General features: G+C 59.8%; 15 protein-coding genes. 4 read left to right on the forward strand and 11 right to left on the reverse strand.

Annotation, left to right across the window (positions count from 1 at the left end):
* Positions 1-514: 514 nt before the first annotated feature.
* From OEW28_RS02200 to OEW28_RS02210, 3 genes are all read left to right on the forward strand, one after another.
* On the forward strand, positions 515-1,522 hold the full coding sequence (locus tag OEW28_RS02200; RefSeq protein WP_263733084.1) for a reverse transcriptase family protein: 1,008 nt from the start codon (positions 515-517) through the stop codon (positions 1,520-1,522).
* A 294-nt stretch (positions 1,523-1,816) separates the two neighbouring features.
* A complete protein-coding gene (locus OEW28_RS02205; protein WP_263734354.1) occupies positions 1,817-4,663 on the forward strand; it encodes a UvrD-helicase domain-containing protein in 2,847 nt (948 codons plus the stop codon).
* A 286-nt stretch (positions 4,664-4,949) separates the two neighbouring features.
* A complete protein-coding gene (locus tag OEW28_RS02210; RefSeq protein ID WP_263733085.1) occupies positions 4,950-5,651 on the forward strand; it encodes a hypothetical protein in 702 nt (233 codons plus the stop codon).
* Positions 5,652-6,375: 724 nt separating this feature from the next.
* Here OEW28_RS02210 and OEW28_RS02215 read toward each other — a convergent pair.
* Positions 6,376-7,590: an HNH endonuclease signature motif containing protein gene (locus OEW28_RS02215; RefSeq protein ID WP_263733086.1), complete on the reverse strand. Its 1,215-nt coding sequence runs from the start codon at positions 7,588-7,590 to the stop codon at positions 6,376-6,378.
* Positions 7,591-8,426: 836 nt separating this feature from the next.
* Between OEW28_RS02215 and OEW28_RS02220 the strand changes: the two genes are divergently transcribed.
* On the forward strand, positions 8,427-10,007 hold the full coding sequence (locus OEW28_RS02220; RefSeq protein WP_263733087.1) for an ATP-dependent nuclease: 1,581 nt from the start codon (positions 8,427-8,429) through the stop codon (positions 10,005-10,007).
* Here OEW28_RS02220 and OEW28_RS02225 read toward each other — a convergent pair.
* From OEW28_RS02225 to OEW28_RS02270, 10 genes are all read right to left on the reverse strand, one after another.
* A complete protein-coding gene (locus OEW28_RS02225) occupies positions 9,991-11,304 on the reverse strand; it encodes a recombinase family protein (protein WP_263733088.1) in 1,314 nt (437 codons plus the stop codon). The genes OEW28_RS02220 and OEW28_RS02225 overlap by 17 nt on opposite strands.
* 360 nt (positions 11,305-11,664) lie before the next feature.
* The gene (locus OEW28_RS02230; RefSeq protein ID WP_263733089.1) at positions 11,665-12,681 is read right to left on the reverse strand and encodes a proline racemase family protein; all 1,017 of its coding nucleotides are present in this window, start codon (positions 12,679-12,681) and stop codon (positions 11,665-11,667) included.
* Positions 12,682-12,690: 9 nt separating this feature from the next.
* The gene (locus tag OEW28_RS02235; RefSeq protein WP_263733090.1) at positions 12,691-13,431 is read right to left on the reverse strand and encodes an SDR family NAD(P)-dependent oxidoreductase; all 741 of its coding nucleotides are present in this window, start codon (positions 13,429-13,431) and stop codon (positions 12,691-12,693) included.
* A gap of 4 nt (positions 13,432-13,435) precedes the next feature.
* Positions 13,436-14,191, reverse strand: a complete 756-nt coding sequence (locus OEW28_RS02240; RefSeq protein WP_263733091.1) for an SDR family NAD(P)-dependent oxidoreductase — start codon at positions 14,189-14,191, stop codon at positions 13,436-13,438.
* Positions 14,192-14,195: 4 nt separating this feature from the next.
* Positions 14,196-15,671, reverse strand: a complete 1,476-nt coding sequence (locus OEW28_RS02245; RefSeq protein ID WP_263733092.1) for an aldehyde dehydrogenase family protein — start codon at positions 15,669-15,671, stop codon at positions 14,196-14,198.
* A 6-nt stretch (positions 15,672-15,677) separates the two neighbouring features.
* Positions 15,678-16,379, reverse strand: a complete 702-nt coding sequence (locus tag OEW28_RS02250) for an SDR family oxidoreductase (RefSeq protein WP_263733093.1) — start codon at positions 16,377-16,379, stop codon at positions 15,678-15,680.
* Between the two features lie 13 nt (positions 16,380-16,392).
* Complete coding sequence (locus OEW28_RS02255; protein ID WP_263733094.1) at positions 16,393-17,646, reverse strand: NAD(P)/FAD-dependent oxidoreductase; 1,254 nt, start codon at positions 17,644-17,646, stop codon at positions 16,393-16,395.
* 58 nt (positions 17,647-17,704) lie between these two features.
* On the reverse strand, positions 17,705-18,586 hold the full coding sequence (locus tag OEW28_RS02260; RefSeq protein ID WP_263733095.1) for a dihydrodipicolinate synthase family protein: 882 nt from the start codon (positions 18,584-18,586) through the stop codon (positions 17,705-17,707).
* An 11-nt stretch (positions 18,587-18,597) separates the two neighbouring features.
* Positions 18,598-20,130 carry a choline-sulfatase gene (gene betC / locus OEW28_RS02265; RefSeq protein ID WP_263733096.1) on the reverse strand — a complete coding sequence of 511 codons (1,533 nt, stop codon included), beginning with the start codon at positions 20,128-20,130 and terminating at the stop codon, positions 18,598-18,600.
* Between the two features lie 2 nt (positions 20,131-20,132).
* The gene (locus tag OEW28_RS02270) at positions 20,133-20,873 is read right to left on the reverse strand and encodes an amino acid ABC transporter ATP-binding protein (protein WP_263733097.1); all 741 of its coding nucleotides are present in this window, start codon (positions 20,871-20,873) and stop codon (positions 20,133-20,135) included.
* Between the last annotated feature and the right edge of the window lie 12 nt (positions 20,874-20,885).

Below are 20,885 nucleotides of genomic sequence, written 5' to 3' on the forward strand. Positions count from 1 at the left end.
TGTGGCCTAGTCATCCAACAGCCGTGTTTCAACTGCGGCAGAAGCTGCGAACTGACCCGTTTGCGCCATCGCGTCGACCGTCTTCTTTGGAATCCTCAATAAAACGACGACCGTTGGCAAAGGGAACCAGACTTGCTCATGTGACTAAACGCCTCTCAACTGTGATTGCGGCAACGGTGACAGGTTTCTCTAGCTATTACTAGGACTTGATCAACTTTCCCACTGCGAATGGCTGGGAACTGGCCAATCTCTTGCGGTCAACCGCCAATGCTGCGCGGAACGGCGTCGATGTGTTGCTGATGGTCAGGAAGTTGATGGGACACGATGGCACATTGATGGCGCGCACTCGTCGGAGATCAGCGCTGGTTCGCTGACAATCCTATCCTTTCTCATCCTGCAGCGCGAAGTCTGGGGGCGGCTGATGCGCCACACTTCGTGCTCATAGGCTTAGGAGATGAGCTCAGGGGCTTTCAAGCTACTGCAAAGGGTTGCTGGCAACGGGTGAAGCTGCGAGATGGCAGATGCGTTCGAAGCAATGAGGAAGAGAATGCGGGCCGGGTTTGACGATTTTCCCATTTTGTCTGCGGTGTTGGGTGTGTCCAAGGAATCTGCATCATGCGATTGCCAGAAGCGCTACAATACTTTTGAACTCAAGTCGCGAGGCACTGGTAAGGCGCGGGCAATCAGCGCGCCGTGCCAGCACCTGAAATTGATGCAGCGCGCGCTTCTCGACAGAATCCTTTGTCATGTCGCGCCTCACGATGCAGCGATGGCTTTTGTGCGGGGTAGATCAATTGCCTCGAACGCTCGTCGCCATCATAGGGCCACGCACATCTTCACGACCGACATTTGTTCCTTCTTTCCCTCGATTACAGCGGCGCATTTGAGCCCAATGTTCGAGAAACGCTTCCGCCATCTTTCTTCTGACGCCATCAAGGAGATTATCGACTTGGTCACTGACGAAGGACGTCTTCCTCAGGGTGCGCCCACCAGCCCGCACCTTGCCAACCTCGTAATGTTCGACTTTGATGAGCGCTGTAGCTGGTTTTGTGACAGACTGGGGGCAGTATACACGCGATATGCTGATGACATTAGTATCTCTGCAAAAGACGCGGAGACCCTAAGGCACATCGCAAGCGTTGTCGCGGAAGGTCTCCGCGCCCTTGCTATGCAGGTGAACCCTGAAAAGACCCGCCACTTAGGCCCGCTCCACCGCAAGACCGTTACAGGGCTTGATATTGGCGGAGAACGCATTCGTCCTACACGTACCTTTCGAAAGAAGACCGCCGCACTCGTGCGGATGTCGGTCAGGTATCCTGACAAGATGCAGCGGCATCGCTCAAGAGTCTGCGGCTACCTGGCTTTCTGGCACGGCGTCGATCCCGCAGACAGAGAACTCGCGAAGCTGGTTAGCGCGATGGGCCTGGATGATTGGACCGAGAGGATCTTAGCCGCGTCGGCTTTCGAAAGGCAGTTTGATGGTACTTGTGATTACACCTTGGGCGGTCAAATCCCATTCTAGTCTGATCATTAACCAGTGACGTCAGGAGCAACCAGTGTTCCCCGCACGCGCAAAGCGCGCGGACACATAAACAAGGCCGACCGCTGGACCGGCTGCTTGCTCCTGACGCAGTTGGAGTTGTTAAGAGAGAAGAGTCGGTAGTGCAAGGACGTCGTTGCGATTGGATATTGCCAGCCGTCTCAGTCATTTCGCAAGCTCATTCGACCAGATGCAAGGCTCAAGCCATTGATTCGACTGCGACAACGACCTTTTCTTGGACTCCTGATTGATCCCTTTGGGAAATCCGCCAGCACAATGGAGCTGGACGGAGATGACATACGGATCACGTTCCGCGGCAAGGTTGCGTCCATGTCGTTGCAGTCACTGGCGCGCGCACCTTCCCTCCGGAAAGGGATGCTTGGAGCTGCCCTGACTATCAGTTCGGGCGACCATCCAGATGTTGCTCTGAGGGGAGCAAACCACCGGGATGCCCAAGACTTTTCGGAGCGTGTCAAGGAGGCGTGGATCCGATTCAATCTCGCAGCTCTTGAGAAAGAAGCGGCGCGGCTGGACAGGCTACTCGCCGGAGTGAGGTCTCTCGCGGCACCTTCCAGATACCCCGCCGCGTGTCAGATTGCGCCGCTGTTGGATGACGCTCGTGCTCTTGATGCGACGCTGCTATCGAAGCTGAATGCCGAAGCCATCGGTCCCCAAGCCAGCGCGCGCGTTGCGACTGTCCAAAAGTTTGCCGGCGGTCCGCGAACGGCACGGGCTAGTGGCGTCGCCGCCTTCGTCACCGCTGAACTAGACCGCTGGAAGGATTTCTTCGACACAATCGAGAGCAAGCCGCTGACGCCGGAACAGCGCCTTTCTGTCGTTGTCGATGAGGATGCGACGCTCGTCCTCGCCGGGGCAGGATCGGGAAAGACCAGCGTCATCACCGCCAAGGCTGCCTATCTGGTCAAGGCGGGCGTCCGCCAGCCCGAAGAGATCCTTCTTCTGGCCTTTGCGAAGAATGCGGCAGAGGAGATGTCGGAACGGGTCGAGGCCCGATCCGGCGTGCCCATCGTGGCACGGACCTTCCACGCGATTGCCTATGACATCATTGGGATCGTCGAGGGGTCGAAGCCCGCTCTGGCCGACCACGCGACCGACGACATTGCCTTCACCAACCTGATCAAGCAGATCCTGAGAGACCTGGTCCACAGGCTGTCGGAAGTGTCCGTGGCGATCATCCAGTGGTTCGCGCATTTCTTCGTCGAGTCGAGAACCGAATGGGACTTCAAGACCAAGCACGAGTACTACACGCATATGGAGAGCCAGGACCTGCGCACGTTGCAGGGCGAAAAGGTCAAGAGCTACGAAGAGCTTCAGATCGCAAATTGGCTATACAAGAATGGCCTCGATTACGAATACGAACCCGTCTACGAGCACAAGATCCCTGAGACCGGCAGGCGAGACTACCAACCGGATTTCCGACTGACCGAAAGCGGCATTTACATCGAGCATTTCGGTGTACGACGCCAGAAAATGGCCGACGGCAATGAGAGGCTGATCACAGCTCCCTTCGTAAATCGCGATGAATACCTTGCTGGCATGGAGTGGAAACGGCAAATCCACGTTGAGTACGAAACCACCCTGATAGAGACCTACAGCTATGAGCGACAGGAAGGACGTCTGCTGACCGGGCTTGCCGACAAGCTCGCGCCGCATGTCACCCTGAAGCCCCGCCCGGTCGAAACGATCTATGACCGGATCGTCGAAATGAACCAGGTCGATGACTTCTCCAAGTTGCTCGGAACATTCCTGCGCAAGTTCAAGAGCGGTGGCTACAGTCTCGCCGGATGCGAGGCCAAATCCGAGCGGATGAATCTAGGCAAGCGGGCCAAGGCGTTCTTGGACGTGTTTGCGCCGGTCTTCGAAGAGTACCAGAAGCGGCTCCGCGGCCGGATCGACTTCGAGGACATGATCCTGCGCGCCGCAGACTACGCCGAGAGCGGCCGCTACGTAAGCCCGTTTCGACATATCCTCGTCGACGAGTTCCAGGACATCTCGCAAAGCCGCGCCAAGCTGGTAAAGGCACTTAAGGCCCAGCATTCGGATGCGCGCATCTTTGCCGTCGGTGACGATTGGCAGTCGATCTTCCGCTTCGCCGGGTCCGATATTCACCTGATGCGCTATTTCGGGCGGGAGTTTGGGGGCAGCTTCGATGGCGAGGCAGGCGTTCACAGGACCGTTGATCTGGGCCGCACCTTCCGTTCGGTAGACCAGATAGCGTTTGCCGCCAGAACATTCGTACTGCGAAACCCGGCCCAGATCGAGAAACAGATCGTTCCGGCCGGGACTGCGACTGAACCGGCCATCAGGATCGCGACAGTGGCCAAGGGCGAGGATACGGAGAAACTGTCCGAGGTTCTAACCGCTCTAACAGTCGCTACAGCGACGAATGCAAAGTCCGCAACGGTTCTGCTCCTCGGCCGATACCGCTTCGTCGAGCCAGACATGCAGGATCTGCGGAGGCGCTTTCCTCGGCTGCAAATCAGCTTCAAGACCATCCATGCCTCCAAGGGCCTTGAGGCTGACCACGTCATCCTACTGAACGCCGATAGTGGGCGCATGGGGTTCCCGTCAGAGATCGTTGACGACCCCTTGCTGTCGCTAGTTTCGCCCGAAGAGGAGGCGTTCCAAAATGCCGAAGAGCGACGCGTCATGTATGTCGCGATGACCCGGGCGCGCCAGACCCTGACGATCATTGCCTCGAATGCGCGGCCGTCGTCCTTTGTCACCGAGCTGAAAAAGGACCCCGACTATGGGGTTGCGACAGCCACCGGAGCGGAGCCGGAAACCCACATCTGTGGCGAATGTGGCGGGCGGCTCTTGGGCGTCACCGGGAAGGATGGCCGCATTTGGTATCGCTGCGAGCATGTCCAGCACTGCGGAAACCTTCTGCCCGCCTGCCAATCCTGTGGAACCGCACTGCCATGCCACGCAGAGGGGACGACTGAGGTTCGATGTGGCTGCGGAGCCAGCTATCCCAGTTGTCCGGAATGCGAAGATGGCTGGCTGGTCGAGCGCAGCGGCATGTATGGGAAATTCCTCGGCTGCGTCCGCTATCCAACCTGTGTCGGGAAAGCCCGCATTGGTGCGAGGAAAGCTATCTGAAATCAGAACCGAAGCAACCTGAACCGCAGACGCTGCGCGAGGTCTAGGGGACTAGTCGCCGGGTCACCTCGCTGATCGCCGCCGAACGCACCGGGCGGTGCTGCTGCGGGGCGGAACTGGATCCGGTTTACTGCGACGCCGCCGTGCGGTGGCGGGAGATGTCGACGGGGCGGAAGGTCGAACTGGAAACTGTCGGATGAACCAACAGTTGCGGGAGGCGCTTGTGCCTGCGAAGGCAATCGTTAGCCTGCGGTGCGCAATGTTGGGTTCAGATTGAAGAGAAGAAATGACAGATCACAAAGACGATTCCGCGGGAAAGAAGCGCAAGCCCGGCAGCGTAAGAGGTCTGGAAGCGCTAGGCCGGGAACGCCTATCCCGGCATTTCTTCATGCGCGACTTTCTCTACTCGGAAATCGGTAACTTCTTTCAAATCCAGAACATTCCCGATGATCCGAACCTCGCTCTGTACACGGGACAAAAACTCGCATCCGAACTCCTCGACCCACTGGTGGAGACGTTCGGACCGATCGCGGTGCGATCTGCATATCGGTCCCCGTTGGTAAATGGCTATGGCGCGGAGCATAACCTTGGCTGCGCTTCGAATGAGGCAAATCGCGCGGCACATATCTGGGATCAACGAGATGCGAACGGAAATTGTGGTGCCTGTACTTCGGTCGTCATTCCATGGTTTGCAGACCAGTACGAAAAGGGCCGCGATTGGCTTGATCTGGCATGGTGGCTCTACGATCACCTGAATTTTCACGCGGTCTTCTTCTTTCCCAAGCGGGCGGCGTTCAACCTGACTTGGCGCGAAAATCCGGAACGGCGCATATCTTCATGGATCGGTAGCGACCGTGCGATCCTTCGTCCCGGAGGTGCACCACCAACAGTCGAGGAGCGCGCCAGCCGATACGCCGACTTCCCACGGTTCCGAGGCATCCACTATCCGGAGCTGCCGGACAAATACCGGCAATGTTCGGGGTCATAGCAGCCCGAGCTTCGCCTCTGGCCAACTCCTCGAATCCTCTTGATTCTACTGCAAGAATCCAATTGGCAAGGTAGGGGACACAGATCATGTATATTGGGACAATAGAGCGGTAAGCGGTGATTGGAGAGATCGCAAAATTCTACGGCGCGGAAATCTCGCCGATGGGCTTGGTAACACGGTGCCACTGGATCTAGCCAAGGGCCTTGTCATGGTCTTCACCCGCACCCAATAGACGCTAAGTGTCTGCTACTCGCCCCCGCTCAAAGTCGTCTTGACCCATGTTCACGTATCTCTTCGCGCCGATTGTTGCCAACATCCATATCGCTGACAAACGGCGGGCGGGGATCGGTGTTTTCCCGCAGCTGCGGCTCGTTGTTGGGAAAAGCATTCAGCTGCGAGTTCTTCTTGAGTATTTACGATTTAGTAAAAGGTGCTAGTTCCGCCCTCGACCTTTTTATTGACCTAGGTCCATTACTATCTCGGTCGATAGGTCTCGGCCGCAGAAGTAAGATGCTTGGCGCAAAGGCCGTGACGGGCGTTATTCGTGGCAGATAACGTGGCGGCAGAAACTGTTACCTCAAGCTACCGTCCTATATCCTTCGTCTTCGAGAAAGATAACGTGCGTGTCTGCCGTGACGGCGACAGAGGCAAAGGCTCCCTGTGCGTAGTGCGGCAGGAATTTTAGGACATCGGTTTCAAGCCCTGGGTGAAATGCTGCAATGAATCAAGGCAGGCCGTAGTTGTCACCGCTTAACCAATCGTCGTCCTCTTCTTCGTCTTCCGTCTGCTCTGACCAACTTGGCCAAACGTAAGATCTCGTTGACATCCCTTCGAATGATGTAGCCAAGGCGATTCCTGTGCATTTGAGGTGAAGCCACTTGCCATCCTTCTCCTTGGTTGCGATCCGAAGAATCGCGGAAACACGCTGTGTCCCGCGAAGCCAACTTGCCCAAGCAGATGTTGCAACTGCTTCCCAAAGATCTGCCGTGAAGCTAATGCGGACGCGATTGGCTTGCCGTTGTACTAATGAGGCTTGCCCAGGTCCTAAACGACGCCCGGTGAGCGATTTGAAAACGTAACGCCCTTGCACGAAAATTAGGTCTCCTGGTTCGGCCACTGCATTGATCAATCCGGGGTCGAGGTCGTCGCTAATATTGAAGATCGCCGTTCTCGAAAGCGTTGCTTTCAAGGCTTGCTCAGTGACTTGGAGTAGCTGAGCGGTTTCCCCACCTGCATAAAGGTAGGCCTCGCCGTTTTGTTTGTCTGTTAGTGCTCCATTTGACGAAATCAGTCCCTGACGATTTGCAAAACTGAACATTGGCAGATTCGTGATCTCAACACCTGCGCGTCTTGCTGCTTCGAAAATCCGAGAATGATTAAACCAGAGCCAATGGCTGTTCTCCAAGCGGGATGCGTTCAAAATGGCATTCGCGTCAAACCTACTGACCTCTACTTCCCACCTTTTTTTTGCATCGCGAATTTTCTCTGGCGTCAGGTTCTGTTCGAGGGTTCCCGTTGAATGCGCTCGGGCGTGGTGTTCGAGGCATAGTACGGCAAGGTTGTCCACAGAGTGATCATGGCTTCTTGCCCAAGGCACAATGTGATGGGCAATTACTGCTAAGTTTGGGCTACGACAGACGCAGCAGGTCCAGCGGTTTTGCCAAAGGGCACGCGTGATATTCGCAGTCGGAATTGCTGGACGAGGGCCGCTTCTAAGCAGTTGTATCTGTACTTGGTCCAGACCTACACTTTGGAGTTCGACGTCGTTCATTCGCTGAAGCGCCGCCAAGCTTAACCCTTCGTCTTCGATACGCTTCGCGGTCTCACTGTCGAAGCCACGACTCAACAATGCAGCAACGGTTCGTCCGAGCCTGGCCCGTTCTCTGCTACATCCAAAGAATGCTTGTTCTTGGCGATCGTTTGAAAGCGGATCTGTCATCCCGCTAACCTAGGGCGCCCGAAGAAAAACGCCAGTGCCATGTAAGTCGGTATTCGAAGAACGATTCTGAGAGCTTTGAACAAAACCTCCTCCCTCGCCAGCGGCGCCACGCTCCAGAGCAGTACTCGTCCCGCCGCGCGTTGTGCCTGACAGCTACGGTCATAATGAGCGTTGGGCGCTCAACATGGCTGAGTACATAGACTGCACAGGGTGCTGGTTGCCGCGGTAGGAGGCGTGCCATCGTCGCATTGGCGCGGCGGCTTGCCGTGATCCTTATAGAATGTGGGTCGCTGCCCCGGGCCTTAGCTAGGGGCAGCGACTGAATCCCATCTGGCATGAAGTCGTGAAACACCGGCCGCTGCCCAAAAAACCCTCGTCCTTCGGGTCCACTCGGGAAGTGGTTCCGATGATGTCTCGGTCAGGACTGATGTAGGCTACCAAGATCGAGCACTCCAGAGAGATGGGCAAGTCGGATTTGCACCGACCAGGATAATGTTGGCTGCCGGGGCGCTTGCCGCAGACTGAAGCATGCAGCCGCGGCGATGTCACATAATGATGACAGAAACCGCAGCGCGTAACAGAAAGCGCAAACAATCGGGACCACTCTTCCACGGACGAGGCCGCGCGCTCAATAACTCTCGACCCGGGCGTCCCCGTTACCAATGCTCCGACCCGAATGGTCGCCACGATGAAACTTGATTGTTGCAGAAATCTGCCTGATGAGCAGTTCGGCCAAGGAGAGAGCCTTGAGAGAATGAGGCATGTGGAGACGCATACTTGACAGGGTTGCGATCACGGGGAACATTGACGTTGTATTGTAGATTCCGGCAACGTACATGGCATACAAGATCTCACAATTAGATAAAAAAAATTTTAATTGGTTTGAGAGCGACAATACAAGGGCGTCTCTATGCAGCATATCCCTTGAGAAGGGTCATATCCGAGGGCTCACGGAATTTTCTGTGGAATTTAGGTATCCCATTACTGTCTTCTCTGGCGGTAATGGTTCGGGTAAATCGACAATGCTTGCTCTGGCAGCCTGTGCATTTCACAATGAGAGGAAGGGGTTTATTCCTCCCCTTCGGAACAAGAGTTATTATACATTTCACGACTTTTTTGTGCAATCAAGCGCTGAAAGCCCCGTGGACGGAGTAAATATATATTACGCTATTAGACACAATAACTGGAAGGGGGCAAAACCTGGGTTGCAGAGGCAATCTAGAAATAAGAAAAAAGGCGGAAAGTGGAACGACTACGATAGTAGGGTGCGGCGAAATGTCATTTACTTTGGCGTACAGAGAGTTGTTCCACATTATGAGCGCAGTACGCACAAGTCGTATCGTAGCAAGTTTAAGCCGGGGAAGATGGGTGAGCCGGATCGAAAGATGATAGCTGAAATTGCCGGTAGGATAGTCGGGAAGCCATACGCGGATTTTGATGCATATGTGCACACCAAGTATACGCTTCCGGTGGCTTCCGTTAACGGAATAACTTACTCGGGATTCAATATGGGTGCTGGGGAAGGGTCTGTTTTTGAGATATTATCTGCACTTTTTGCGGCAGGCGAAGGGGCGCTGTTGGTTGTAGATGAAATTGAACTCGGATTGCATGAGCAAGCGCAGGTTCGTCTGATCCACGAGCTAAAGAAACTCTGTTACAAGCTGAAATGTCAGATCATATGCTCGACGCATTCTTACAGTGTATTGAGAAGCGTTCCGCCAGAGGCCCGCTTTCATATAGAAAATGTTCTGGGGAAGACTTTTATAACTTCCGGCGCTTCAGCGGAGTTTGCTTGTGGCAAAATGGGGCGCCCGGATGCGCACGAGCTAGATGTCTTTGTTGAAGACCGTGTGGCCGTTGAAATTATTCAGTCAGTATTGCCCGCAAGCCTGCGGAAGCGAGTTCGACTCAAGTCGATTGGATCTCATTCTGCGGTCATTCGTCAGCTTTCATCACGCAGGCTTGAGGATATTCACAATTGTATTTGCGTTTTAGACGGAGACCAAAATGGAGAAATCGACAATGCAGTCAAGGTTGCTCAAGCGGCATGTGAAGTAAGCACTGAAGTTGAAAAGAACGATGTGAAGTCCTGGATCTTGGATCGTGTATTTTATCTTCCTGGCGGTGTGTGGCCAGAAAAATGGATCGTTGAACAAGCTCAGGCCATTGTTTCTGATTTAAAGGATGGCAGAGCCGAAGAATTGGCAAATAATTGGGGTATCGCTGACAGAGCAGTTCTCGCGGAGTGCTTGAATGAAGCCGCAGCCGCCGAGAAGCATAGTGAATTTAGGGATTTGGCTTTGGCCGTCGATCTAAGCGAGGAGAAGGCGCGAATGGATTTGATTTCTTTTGTTGTCAAGGCTCACGAGAACGAATTTAAGGCCATCATTGATGGGGTCGCTAAGAATCTTCTTTAGCGAGTGGAAGTTGCAAGTTAAGGTGTGCGTATGTTCGGTCAAGGCCAATGCGAGCCCCCGCAACCAACACTAATTCTTCCGAAATATCAATGCCTTGAGAATCCGCTCCCGCGGATCCTCCGGCATTTGCGCCCGCCACGACCGGCAGGCCCGACGCCAGCCGCAACAGGCTCGCCAGCGCGCCGTGGAGGTCGATCCCGAGCGCGGTCCCGCCCTCCGGCGTCGCCATCGGCACCAGCACGATCTTCTCGATCAGCCCCCGCAGCGCCTCTTTCGCCTCCTCCATCCGATCCGGGTCGGTCAGCCCGCGCACGAGGGCGCCGACGCGCGCGCGGTAGGCCTGCGCCATCGACGGGTGATACCGCAGCGGGTCGGGGGCCGGGGCGACCGCGAGGCGGCGCTCGAGATCCTTGCGCCGCTGGTCGAGTTCGATCATCCGGTCCTTGACCTGGTCCGCGGGGACGCCGGCGATGATCGCATCGACGAGCTTGCGGTGATCGGTCGTCACCTGTCGCAATTCCCTCTCGAGGCCGGCGCGCCCGGCACTGGCCGCTTCGGCCAGGCGATTGCGCTCGGCCGCGTATTCCTCGCAGAAGATTCGCAGGGCCTCCTCGTCCATCAGGTGATGCTGAAGCGCGTCGAGGACGCGGGCCTCGAGATCCGTCTGCCGGATCACGGTCCGGTTGGTGCTGATCGCCCGTCCCTTGTTGCGCGCGGCCGAGCAGCCGAAGCTGTCCTTCGAGACCTTGGAAAACCCCGCGCCGCCGCAGCCGCATTCCATCAGGCCGGAAAACAGCGTACGCGGGCGGCGGCGGTCCCAGATCGGCACGCCGCTCCCCTTGGAGATCAGCTTGCCCTGGCGGGACTTCACGGCCTGCCAGAGCCGCACATCGACGATCCGCAGCTGCGGCACCTCGCTGACCACAAGCTCGTCCTCCGCATTCGGGCGCGAGACCCGACGGCCGGTGTCGGGATCCTTGAGGTAGTGCAGGCGGTTCCAGACGAGGCGCCCGATGTAGAGCTCATTGTTCAGGATCCCGGTGCCGCGCTCCCGGTTGCCGTGGATCGTCGAGGTGCCCCAGGGACCCCCGCGGGGCCCGGGAATGCGCTCCTCGTTCAGCTCTTGGGCGATCTTCTTCGGCGAGACGCCGCTGGCATAGGCCTTGAAGATCCGCCGGACGATCGCGGCCTCGCGCGCGTTGATCTCGCGGTCGCCCCGGATCGGGTCACCCGCGTCAGTGAACCGGCGGAGGACCGTGTAGCCGTAGGCGTTGCCGCCCGCGGACTTGCCGTTCACCGCGCCCCTTCAGACCGCGCCGGGTCTTGTCGGCGAGGTCGTCGAGGAACTGCTCGCTCAGGATGGAGCGCATGCCCAGCTGCAAGGTGTTGAGGCGCCCGTCCGGAAGGGTGATCATCTCGACGCCGAGAAAGGTCAGTTTCTGAAAGGTCGTTGCGCAATCGGCGACGTTGCGGGGGAGGAGCCATGGAAGGGGGCACTCGTCCCTTCGCGGATACTAATGAGGATATCGGTTGCTGCGATGCGGCAAGCTGTTTTCGGACACTTGTTCGTCCCGCAGAATGTGTAGCAAGCTGCCGATGGTCCCTCTCGAGCAACAACAGACTTACGACAGATTTGCGCCGTGCGGCGGAACCCAGATTACCCGCCCCACGTATCCGACAGAGTGAACCCGGTCGGGAATGGGTCGGTCGGATCCAGCCCGATCTGGGTGATCGCATAGATCCAGCACTGCCCCGAGACGCGGTTCTTCGTTGCTCGGTATGGACCGACTTGCGTCTCCTCCAAAAACTCGGTCGTGAACTCTCCCCCGATGATCGAGCGCGAGACGACGACGTCTCCGGGTCTCACGCGGCCATCCAAGTGTCGCACGGCCATGTTCGAATTCGACCCGGTGCCACAGGGCGAGCGATCCGCGCGTCCGGGCCTGAGCGTGGTGCAGGTGCGGAGCGCGCCATCCGGCTCTTCGGAACGGAACATGACATAGGCGAGCCCGTTGAGCGCCGGCGTGGTAGGGTGAGGCGCTTGCTCGACCTCGGCGATCAGGTTTCGAAGGGCGACCCCGCGTGTGGCCAGTTCTCGTGCGTTCTCGGGCGTGATCGTCAATCCGACCTGGCCCACGTCGACCAGTGCATAGAACACGCCACCGAAGCACAGGTCGTAGGTGATCCTTCCCCACGCTTCTGTGTCGATTGTGGCCGACTTCTTGGCGACGAACGAAGGCGGCATGTCCAGTGAAACCCTCGTCACCTTACCGTTCGCACAGGTTGCTCGCGCCTTCACCAGACCTGCTGCCGTGTCGAGCGTCACAATCGTTTCGGGCTCCACCATCGGCTTCATGCCGGTTTCCAGCATTGCCGTCACGGCGCACATTGCGTTCGACCCGGACATGGCGTGCGCCTGATCCGGCTGCAGGACGAGGAAGCCCACATCAGCCGCCGGGTCGCACGCGGGAACCAACAGGCAGAACGAACCTGCCGGCGCAGAGCGCGGCTCGGAACACAGAAACTGGCGCAGGCTGTCGTCGACCTCGTTCAGATGGCGCAGTTTGTCGGCCATCGTCGCCCCAGGGATGTTCAACACGCCGCCCGTCACCACGCGGCCGATTTCACCTGCACAGTGCACATCAACGGTCTGCAGACTACGGGTCCAGCGCATCATTTCCTCCTATGCGACGGCCTGTGCGCCGGTGATCTCGACGACCGAGCCGCAGAGATAGCCAGCCTCATCACTTGCCAGAAACGCGACAAGAGCCGCGATCTCCTCGGGCTCGCCGATGCGCCCATATGGAACCAGCCGATTCAGATCGGCAAGGGAGCGTCCGCTACGCGCAAGATTGCTCTCCAGCATCGGGGTTCGGACCTCACCGGGTGCGACGGCGTTCACGCGGATCTTGTCAGGGGCATAGTCACGTCCAAGATTCTGGGTGAATGCCACGACGGCGGCCTTGGTCGTATTGTAGGCGATGTGTCCAGGCGCGGGATGCAGCCCCCATTGCGAAGCCGTATTGACGATGGCACCGCCGCCCTGGCGCTGCATGAACGGAACGACGGCCTGGCACATGTGAAAGAGCGCGTCGATGTTCACCGCGAAAGAGAGACGCCAGTCCTCGGCCGACAGCTCCATCAGCGGCCCGCGCCGCATCAGACCGGCATTGTTGCACAGCACATCGATACGCTGGTGTCCCGAGGTGATGCCGGTGACGAAGGCATGGATCGCGTCGGGCTGAGTGAGGTCGACATCGTGCGCGGTCCCGCCGATCTCGGCGGCAAGGCTCTGCGCAGCCGCATGGGCGGTGTCGACGATGCGCACAAGTGCCCCTTCGGCGGCCAAACGGCGGCAGATCGCCTCTCCGATCCCGCCCGCGCCGCCGGTCACGATGGCGGTCTTTCCTTGAAAGCGTGTCATGCGGTTACCTCATCTGGCTTGCGCCGTTGACGTCGAGCACCGCGCCGGACAGCGATGCTTGCGAGGGGCGGAGCGCGAAGGCCACCAGCTCGCCGATTTCTTCCACCGTGGCCATGCGTCCGATGGGTATGCCCGAAAGCGCGGCGGCCGCGCCGTGCTTGGCGACGTAGGCGTCGGACATCTCGGTCTTCACCCAACCGGGCGCGATAGCGAGGGCTTGAACGCCTTCGGCGCCGAAGCCCCGCGCGATGCTCTGAGTGAGGTTCACCAGCGCGGCCTTGGTCGCACCGTAGGACATCGCCTCGGTCCGGTAGCCGCCCTGGGCCGCACGCGAGGCCATATTGACGATCCGCCCGCCGCCATGGGCCCGGAAATGACGGATGGCAGCGCGGCAAAGATCGGCGGCGGCTAGCAGGTTGATCTGAAGATCGCCATGCCAGACCCGGTGCCAGTCCTCCAGCGGATCTTCGACGGAAGATGGTGTCAGAATGCCGGCATTGTTGATCAGCGCGTCGATCCGGCCTGCCGCGGCCTCGGCTTCCGACCAAAGCTGCGTGGGTGCCAGCGGATCACTGAGATCTGCAGCGAAGCACGTCGCGCCGCGACCGATTTCTGCGGCCAAGGACTGGGCGGCCCTCACGTCACTGCGAAACTGCAGCAGCACACGCGCCCCTTCGCGCGCCAGTTCGCGGGCAATCGCCTGTCCGATCGATCCCGTCGCACCGGTCACGAGGACCGTCTTACCCTTCAGCGTCGCCACGACGTCAATCCTTCAGATACCAGCCCCAGGGCTTTGATCGGTCAAACGTGGTAATCTGCTTGGTTTCGAGGTAGTTCATCAGGCCCCACTCACCGAGCTCGCGGCCGATACCGGATTGCTTGTAGCCGCCCCAGGGCGCCTCGGTGAAGGTCGGCTGCGAGCAGTTGATCCAGACGATCCCGGCGCGAAAAGCGCGGGCCACGCGCTCGGCGCGGTCGAGATCGGCGGACATCACGGCTGCGCCGAGTCCGAAGCGCGAATCGTTGGCCATGCGGATCGCCTCGTCCTCGGTCTTGAAGGGCTTCACGCAGACGACGGGTCCGAAGATCTCCTCGCGCCAGATCCAGGCATCCTCGTCCATGTCGGCGAAGATCGTCGGTTCGACGTAACAGCCGCCTTCGAGGCCCTTGGGAACGCCTCCCCCGGTGACGAGCCGCGCCTCGGACTTGCCGCGCTCGATGCAGGCCAGAACCTTGTCGTGCTGCGACGGGCTGACAAGCGGGCCAAGCAGCACGCCTTCGTCCAGACCGTGGCCAATCTTGATCCTGCGTGCCTCATCGGCCAGTCGTGCCATGAGCGTCTCGTAGATCGGTTCTTCGATCAGCACCCGAGAGGTGGCCGAGCAGACCTCGCCCTGGTTCCAGAAGATGCCGAACATGATCCACTCGACTGCCTCGTCGATCGGCGTATCGGCAAAGACCACCAGAGGCGACTTGCCGCCAAGCTCGAGGCTCACCGTTTTGATGTCCTTCGCGGCGGTCGCCATGATCCGCGATCCCGTCGGCACCGAGCCGGTGAAGGCGAGCTTGTCGACACCGGGGTGCTCCGTCAGCGGTTGCCCGGCCTCAGGGCCGAAACCGGTGACGATGTTCAGAACGCCCGCCGGCAATCCAGCCTCCTGCGCGATCCCGCCCAGTTCCAGTGCGGTGATCGGCGTCAGCTCAGAGGGTTTCAGAACCACCGTGCAGCCGGCCGCCAGCGCGGGTGCGACCTTCCAGGAAGCCATGAGGAGCGGGAAATTCCACGGGATGATCGCGCCCGCCACGCCGATCGGCTCCTTCACCGCTTTCGAGGTGAAGCCCTCCGCGCCGAGCTTGATCTCCTGCACGGTCTGGTTGTCCAGCCTTTCGGCCAGGTTGGCGTAGAAGTGGAAAACGCCGGCGGTGTCGTCGACGTCCCAGAGCGCCTCGGGCAGCGGCTTGCCATTGTCCCTGACTTCGAGCCGCGCAAGTTCGTCGCGGCGTTCGGCGATCCGGTCGCCCATCCGGCGCAGGACCGCGGCGCGTTCGGCGCCGGATATGCGCGGCCAGGGGCCTTCGTCGAAAGCCCTTCGCGCGGCCCGCACGGCGCGGTCGATGTCCTCGGAATTGCCGCGCGGCACCCGGTGGAACACTTCGCGGTTAGACGGATCGACAACGTCGAACATCGCACCGGAAGCGGAAGCGACATAATCGCCATCAACGAATATCTGGCCGTTCATCGTGACTCACATATGTCTCGTCACGCCGCCGTCGACCCGAAGGCTCTGGCCCGTGATGTAGCTGGAATCTTCGCTGAGAAGGAACGCGGCGGCCTTGCCCTGTTCTTCGGCGCGGGCGAGGCGGCCGAGCGCCGACATCTTGGCGTATTTCTCCGGCAGGTCGAGGCTGTCGGTGAAGCCCGGCAGAAGGCAGTTCATGCGGATGTTCGCGGGGCCGTAGCGGTCGGAATAGAGCTTGGCGAAGGACGATACCCCGACGCGGTAGACGCTCGATGTAGGAAACATCAGGCTTGGCTCGAACGCCGAATAGGTGGTGATGCAGACGATCGAGCCGCCGCCCTGCTTCTCCATCACCGGGGTTACGAGCTTGGCCATGCGGATCACCGGCTTCAGGATCATCGCATTGGCGCGATCCCAGTCCTCCTCGGAAATCTCGAGCAGGTCACCCTTCGGCGGGCCGGCCACATGGACCAGAACGGCGTCGATGCGGCCGTAGCTGGTCATGGCCAGATCGAAGACGCCCTGGATATCCTCGGCGCTTTCGGCCACGCCGCGGCGCGCCACACCGCCAAGCTCCGCCGCCAGTTTCTCGCAACTGTCGGAAGGCGACATCAAAGCGAGCTTGTAGCCCTTCGCGTGCATTTCTCTCGCGGTGGCGGCTCCCATGCCGCGACCTCCGCCGACGATCAGGCAAACCTTCTCGGCCATGATATTGCTCCTTTCAGAACCGGTTTATGCGGTAGGGGGAAAGGTCCAGATCGGGCCGCTCCCCGTCAATGAGCTGCCCTATAAGCCGCGCGGTGGTGGCGGCATAGGTCAGTCCGAGATGACCGTGGCCGGTGGCGTAGTAGACGCCCTTCGTCCTGGCCGAGGCAGAGATGATCGGCACCGTGTCCGGCAAGGCGGGCCTGTGCCCCATCCACTCCGTCGCCTGTTCGACACGCAGTTTCGGCAGCGCCTCTTTCGCGCGTTTCACGGTGATCTTGGCGCGGTTGTAGTTGGGCGCGGCGCCAAGCCCGGCCATCTCGACCGTGCCGCCCACCCGGATTCCGCCCGCGGTCGGCGTCACCATGAAGGCGCGTGCAGGCCAAATAATCGAATGCGCAAGCGTGATCCCCGGTGCCATGATCTGGGTATGATAGCCGCGTTCCGTCTCAAGGGGGATCGGCTCGCCGAGCAGTTTCGCGAGCTTCGCCGTGAAGGCGCCGGCGCAGAGCACCACCTCCTGCCCCTCCACCATCTCGCCGTCCGCGAGGCGCAGACCCGTGATGCCCGCGCCGCGTTCGAAACCCGTGACCTCGGCGCGTCGGACGATGCCGCCAAGTGAGCAGAAGCGCGCGACGAGCTTCAACACGAAGGCGTAAGGATCACGCAGCGAACGGTTGTCGGGAAACAGGACGGCCTTTTCGATGCCCTTGGCCAGTTCGGGTTCGAGGTCGCGCAGCTTGTTGCCGCCCAGGATCTCGTGGTCGAAGCCGAAGCGTTCGAGTATCTCGATGTGGTCACGGTCGGCGCGGAACTCGGCCTCATTGGCGTAGAGCGACAGGCATCCGGTTTCGGTAAGCTCAGCCGCCGCACCGATCTCGGACAGAAGCGTCTGCGTATCGCCAAGCGCGCGCTTGCAGAGCGCCGCCCCTTGCGCCTCCAGTTCACGCAGCTTCGCGGGCCGGCTCGCTGCGAGGAAGCGCAAGAACCACGGCACGAGTTTCGGCAGGTAGGAAGGCCGCACGCAGACCGGCCCCTCGGGATCCAGCATCCAGCCGGGCATCTGCCGCCAGACCGAGGGGCGTGAGGCCGGCATGAACTCCGTCACAGCGATCGAGGCCATGTTGCCGAAGGACGCGCCGCGGCCGGGTGCGTCCCGGTCGATCAGCGTCACCGAACGGCCGCGTTTTTGCAACTCGTAGGCAATGGCGGCACCGATCACGCCGGCACCGACTACGAGTGTTCTGGGAGAGTTGGATGGCTGGACCACCGAGTGCCTCATTGAAGGGATGCGGGACCAAGGGCGGCACACCGCCCTCGGAGTTGTGTCAAGCCCAGTTGAGAATCGGCTCCATCGCCTGCCGGAAGGCGGCCTTTTCCGCGTCCGTCAGCGGACCGAGCGGCATTCGGCATTCGCCCACGGGCGTGCCCTGCAGTTCGCAGCCGTATTTCAGCTTCTGCACGAACTTGCCGGATTCGAGGATGTTCATCGCCTTGTAGAGCGTCGCCATCTTCGCCTTGGCAGCGGCAAGGTCGCCGGCCCGGTATGTGCGATCGAGGTCGCAGACCGCCTTGGCCATGCAGTTCGCGGGACCGCAGATCCAGCTGTCGGCGCCCCAGAGCATGAAGTCGAGCGCGATATCGTCCGAGCCTGACACGAGCTGGATGCGGTCCTGATAGCGGGTCGCGATGCCGATGGCGCGCTGAAGCGAGCCGGAGCTTTCCTTGATGCCGATGATGCGCGGATCGTCGGCGAGTTCATCCATCAGATCGAAGGAGATCTCGATCCCGTCCTTGTCAGGATAGGAGTAGAGGACGATGTTCATGTCCGTCGCATCGAGCACCGCGCGGAAGTGGTTGAGAAGTTCGGCATCGGTCGGCTTGGTGTAGAACGGTGTCGCCAGGAGCACCGCTTGATAGCCCAGTTCCTTGGCCTTCAGCGTATTGGCGATCACGCCTTTCGTATGCGGGGCGTTGGTGCCGGCAATGAGCATCTCGCCTTCGCGTGCGAAGTCCTTGACGAACTTCAGAACCTCGACACGTTCCTCGTCGCTCATCAGGTTGTATTCGCCCGAGGACCCGCAGGGCACCCAGCCCGAAACCCCTGCCGCGCGCAGGTTGGTGAGGTGGGTCTCGAAGGCCTTGAAGTCGATGTTGCCGTTCGTGTCGAACGGCGTGACGAGTGCGGGCATGACGCCGGTGAGTTTCATGGGAACATCCTTCATTGCTTGTAGTGGAGGTAGCCGCGCCGCTCGACGGTCGGGAACGCATCGCCCCGGCGCACGTAGTTGGAGTTCTGGCGAAGGGGTCTCGGCGTGAAGTCCCAGATTTCTTCACGTCCGGTCGCGAGGGCCGTGTCGATCAGCTTCCGGGCGACTTGCGAGGATATCACGTTGCCGAGAAGCGTATCCAGCGGCCAGGCTGCTTCCGCCATTGCGGCAAGTCGCGCTTCGTCGGGATCGCCCTTGCCTGCGTTGTTCTGGCGCTCGAGCGGGTCTTTCGACAAGTCGTAGAACTGCGGCGGATATGCCCGCGAGATGACCAGCTTCTTCATCCCGTCGCGCACGCAGACACGCGGCGCGGAGGTGCCGCCGTCGATATGCTCGACGTAAACCGGCCCGTCGATCTCCTCCCCGCGCAAAGCCGGCGTCAGACTCCTGCCATCCAGCGGCGTCTTGATCTGTTCGCCGGTGATCCCGGCCATGTCGAGGATGGTCGGGAAGAGATCGAGCAATGACACTGGCGCGGCAATCCGGCGCGCCTCACAGCCGGGATGCGCGATGATGAGCGGCACCTGAATGGCGGGGTCAAAAAGTGTCTTCTTGAACCACATGCCCCGCTCGCCGATCATGTCGCCGTGATCGGAGGCGAAGATGATGACGGTATTCTCGGCGTAGCCGCTGTCGGCGAGCGCCTTCATCAACCGCCCGAACAGATCGTCCACATAGGAGATCATGCCGTAATAGCCGCGACGGGCGTTGCGGTAATCCGCCTCGCTCAAGTCGCACTTGTCCTGACCGTAGTGATAGTAGAGCGACTGGCTATGCGGGTCGCGTGTTTCGACCGGAATGTGCGGCACGCGGGGCGCGTCAATCTCGCCATCCTCATACCGGTCCCAATAGTCACGCGTGATGACATACGGATCGTGCGGATGGGTAAGCGACACGGTCATCAGGAAGGGCCGCGCGTCTTCGCCCCGCGCACGGGTATAGAGCTCGCGGATCGCGTGGTGGATGACGTCCTCGTCGTAGTCAATCTGCATCGACCGCGCGACCGGCCCGGCATCGCGCACCGTGTCGATGGTGCTGACGCCGAAGGTATAGGCGCGCTCCTCGTCCTTGTTGAAATCGCGGAAATCGGCGTCGGGCGTCCAGGACATGTCGGCCGGATAGATTTCCGTTGTCAGCCGCTCCTCGAATCCGTGGAACTGGTCCGGCCCGACGAAGTGCATCTTGCCGGAGATGCAGGTGTAGTAGCCGTGAAGCCGCAGGTAATGGGCGAAGGTCGGGGTCGAGGCCGTGAACTCCGCACCGTTGTCGTAAGCGCCGATCCGCGAAGGCAGCCTTCCGGCCATCATTCCGAAGCGCGAGGGCGCGCAGAGCGGATAGGCGCAGTATGCGTTTTCAAAGACCGTTCCGCGCGCTGCCAAGGCATCGATATGAGGAGTCTTGCAGACCTTCCCGCCGTAGGCGCTCAGCACGAAGGACGTCAGCTGATCCACCATGAAGAGCAGGATATTGGGACGGTCGGTCATCGTCAGTGTCCCAGAACCTGGCTGAGAAATGCCTTGGCGCGCTCGTTCCGCGGGTTGTTGAAGAACTCCGCCGGCGACCCCTGTTCGATAATCTCGCCATCGGCCATGAAGATCACGCGGTCCGCCACCTGTCGTGCAAAGCCCATCTCGTGCGTGACGCAGACCATGGTCATGCCCTCCTGCGCGAGGCCGACCATCACGTCAAGGACTTCCGAGATCATCTCCGGATCGAGTGCCGAGGTCGGTTCATCGAAGAGCATGATCTTGGGTGACATGCAGAGCGCTCGCGCGATGGCGACCCGCTGCTGTTGCCCGCCGGACAGTTCGCCCGGATACTTGTGCGCCTGTTCCGGAATCTTGACGCGCTCAAGATACTTCATTGCGGTCGCCTCGGCCTCGGCGCGGTCGATCTTGCGCGCAAGGACCGGCGCGAGCGTGCAGTTCTCGAGAACCGTCATGTGCGGGAACAGGTTGAAGTTCTGAAACACCATCCCCGCGTCGCGGCGGATCTCGTCGATATGATCGACATTGTCGTCAAGCACCGTGCCCATGACCGCGATGGTGCCGGACTGGTGTTCCTCAAGCCGGTTGATGCACCGGATCAGGGTCGACTTGCCGGAGCCCGAGGGGCCGCAGATGACGACCTTCTCGCCCGGCGCTACCGTAAGGTCGATGTCTTTCAGGGCATGAAAATTGCCGTAATACTTGTTCATCGAAGCGATGCGGATTGCCGGTTCGGACATGAGATTGCTCCT

It is taken from the genome of Albidovulum marisflavi (assembly GCF_025751435.1).
In the GTDB taxonomy this organism is placed as follows: domain Bacteria; phylum Pseudomonadota; class Alphaproteobacteria; order Rhodobacterales; family Rhodobacteraceae; genus Albidovulum; species Albidovulum marisflavi.

Bases quoted from the DNA above. Each gene is read 5' to 3' on its own strand.
- OEW28_RS02200 (WP_263733084.1), top strand. From the start codon at position 515: ATGGCAGATGCGTTCGAAGCAATGAGGAAGAGAATGCGGGCCGGGTTT.
- OEW28_RS02205 (WP_263734354.1), top strand. From the start codon at position 1,817: ATGGAGCTGGACGGAGATGACATACGGATCACGTTCCGCGGCAAGGTT.
- OEW28_RS02210 (WP_263733085.1), top strand. From the start codon at position 4,950: ATGACAGATCACAAAGACGATTCCGCGGGAAAGAAGCGCAAGCCCGGC.
- OEW28_RS02215 (WP_263733086.1), bottom strand. From the start codon at position 7,590: ATGACAGATCCGCTTTCAAACGATCGCCAAGAACAAGCATTCTTTGGA.
- OEW28_RS02220 (WP_263733087.1), top strand. From the start codon at position 8,427: ATGGCATACAAGATCTCACAATTAGATAAAAAAAATTTTAATTGGTTT.
- OEW28_RS02230 (WP_263733089.1), bottom strand. From the start codon at position 12,681: ATGCGCTGGACCCGTAGTCTGCAGACCGTTGATGTGCACTGTGCAGGT.
- OEW28_RS02235 (WP_263733090.1), bottom strand. From the start codon at position 13,431: ATGACACGCTTTCAAGGAAAGACCGCCATCGTGACCGGCGGCGCGGGC.
- OEW28_RS02245 (WP_263733092.1), bottom strand. From the start codon at position 15,671: ATGAACGGCCAGATATTCGTTGATGGCGATTATGTCGCTTCCGCTTCC.
- OEW28_RS02250 (WP_263733093.1), bottom strand. From the start codon at position 16,379: ATGGCCGAGAAGGTTTGCCTGATCGTCGGCGGAGGTCGCGGCATGGGA.
- OEW28_RS02260 (WP_263733095.1), bottom strand. From the start codon at position 18,586: ATGAAACTCACCGGCGTCATGCCCGCACTCGTCACGCCGTTCGACACG.
- betC (WP_263733096.1), bottom strand. From the start codon at position 20,130: ATGACCGACCGTCCCAATATCCTGCTCTTCATGGTGGATCAGCTGACG.
- OEW28_RS02270 (WP_263733097.1), bottom strand. From the start codon at position 20,873: ATGTCCGAACCGGCAATCCGCATCGCTTCGATGAACAAGTATTACGGC.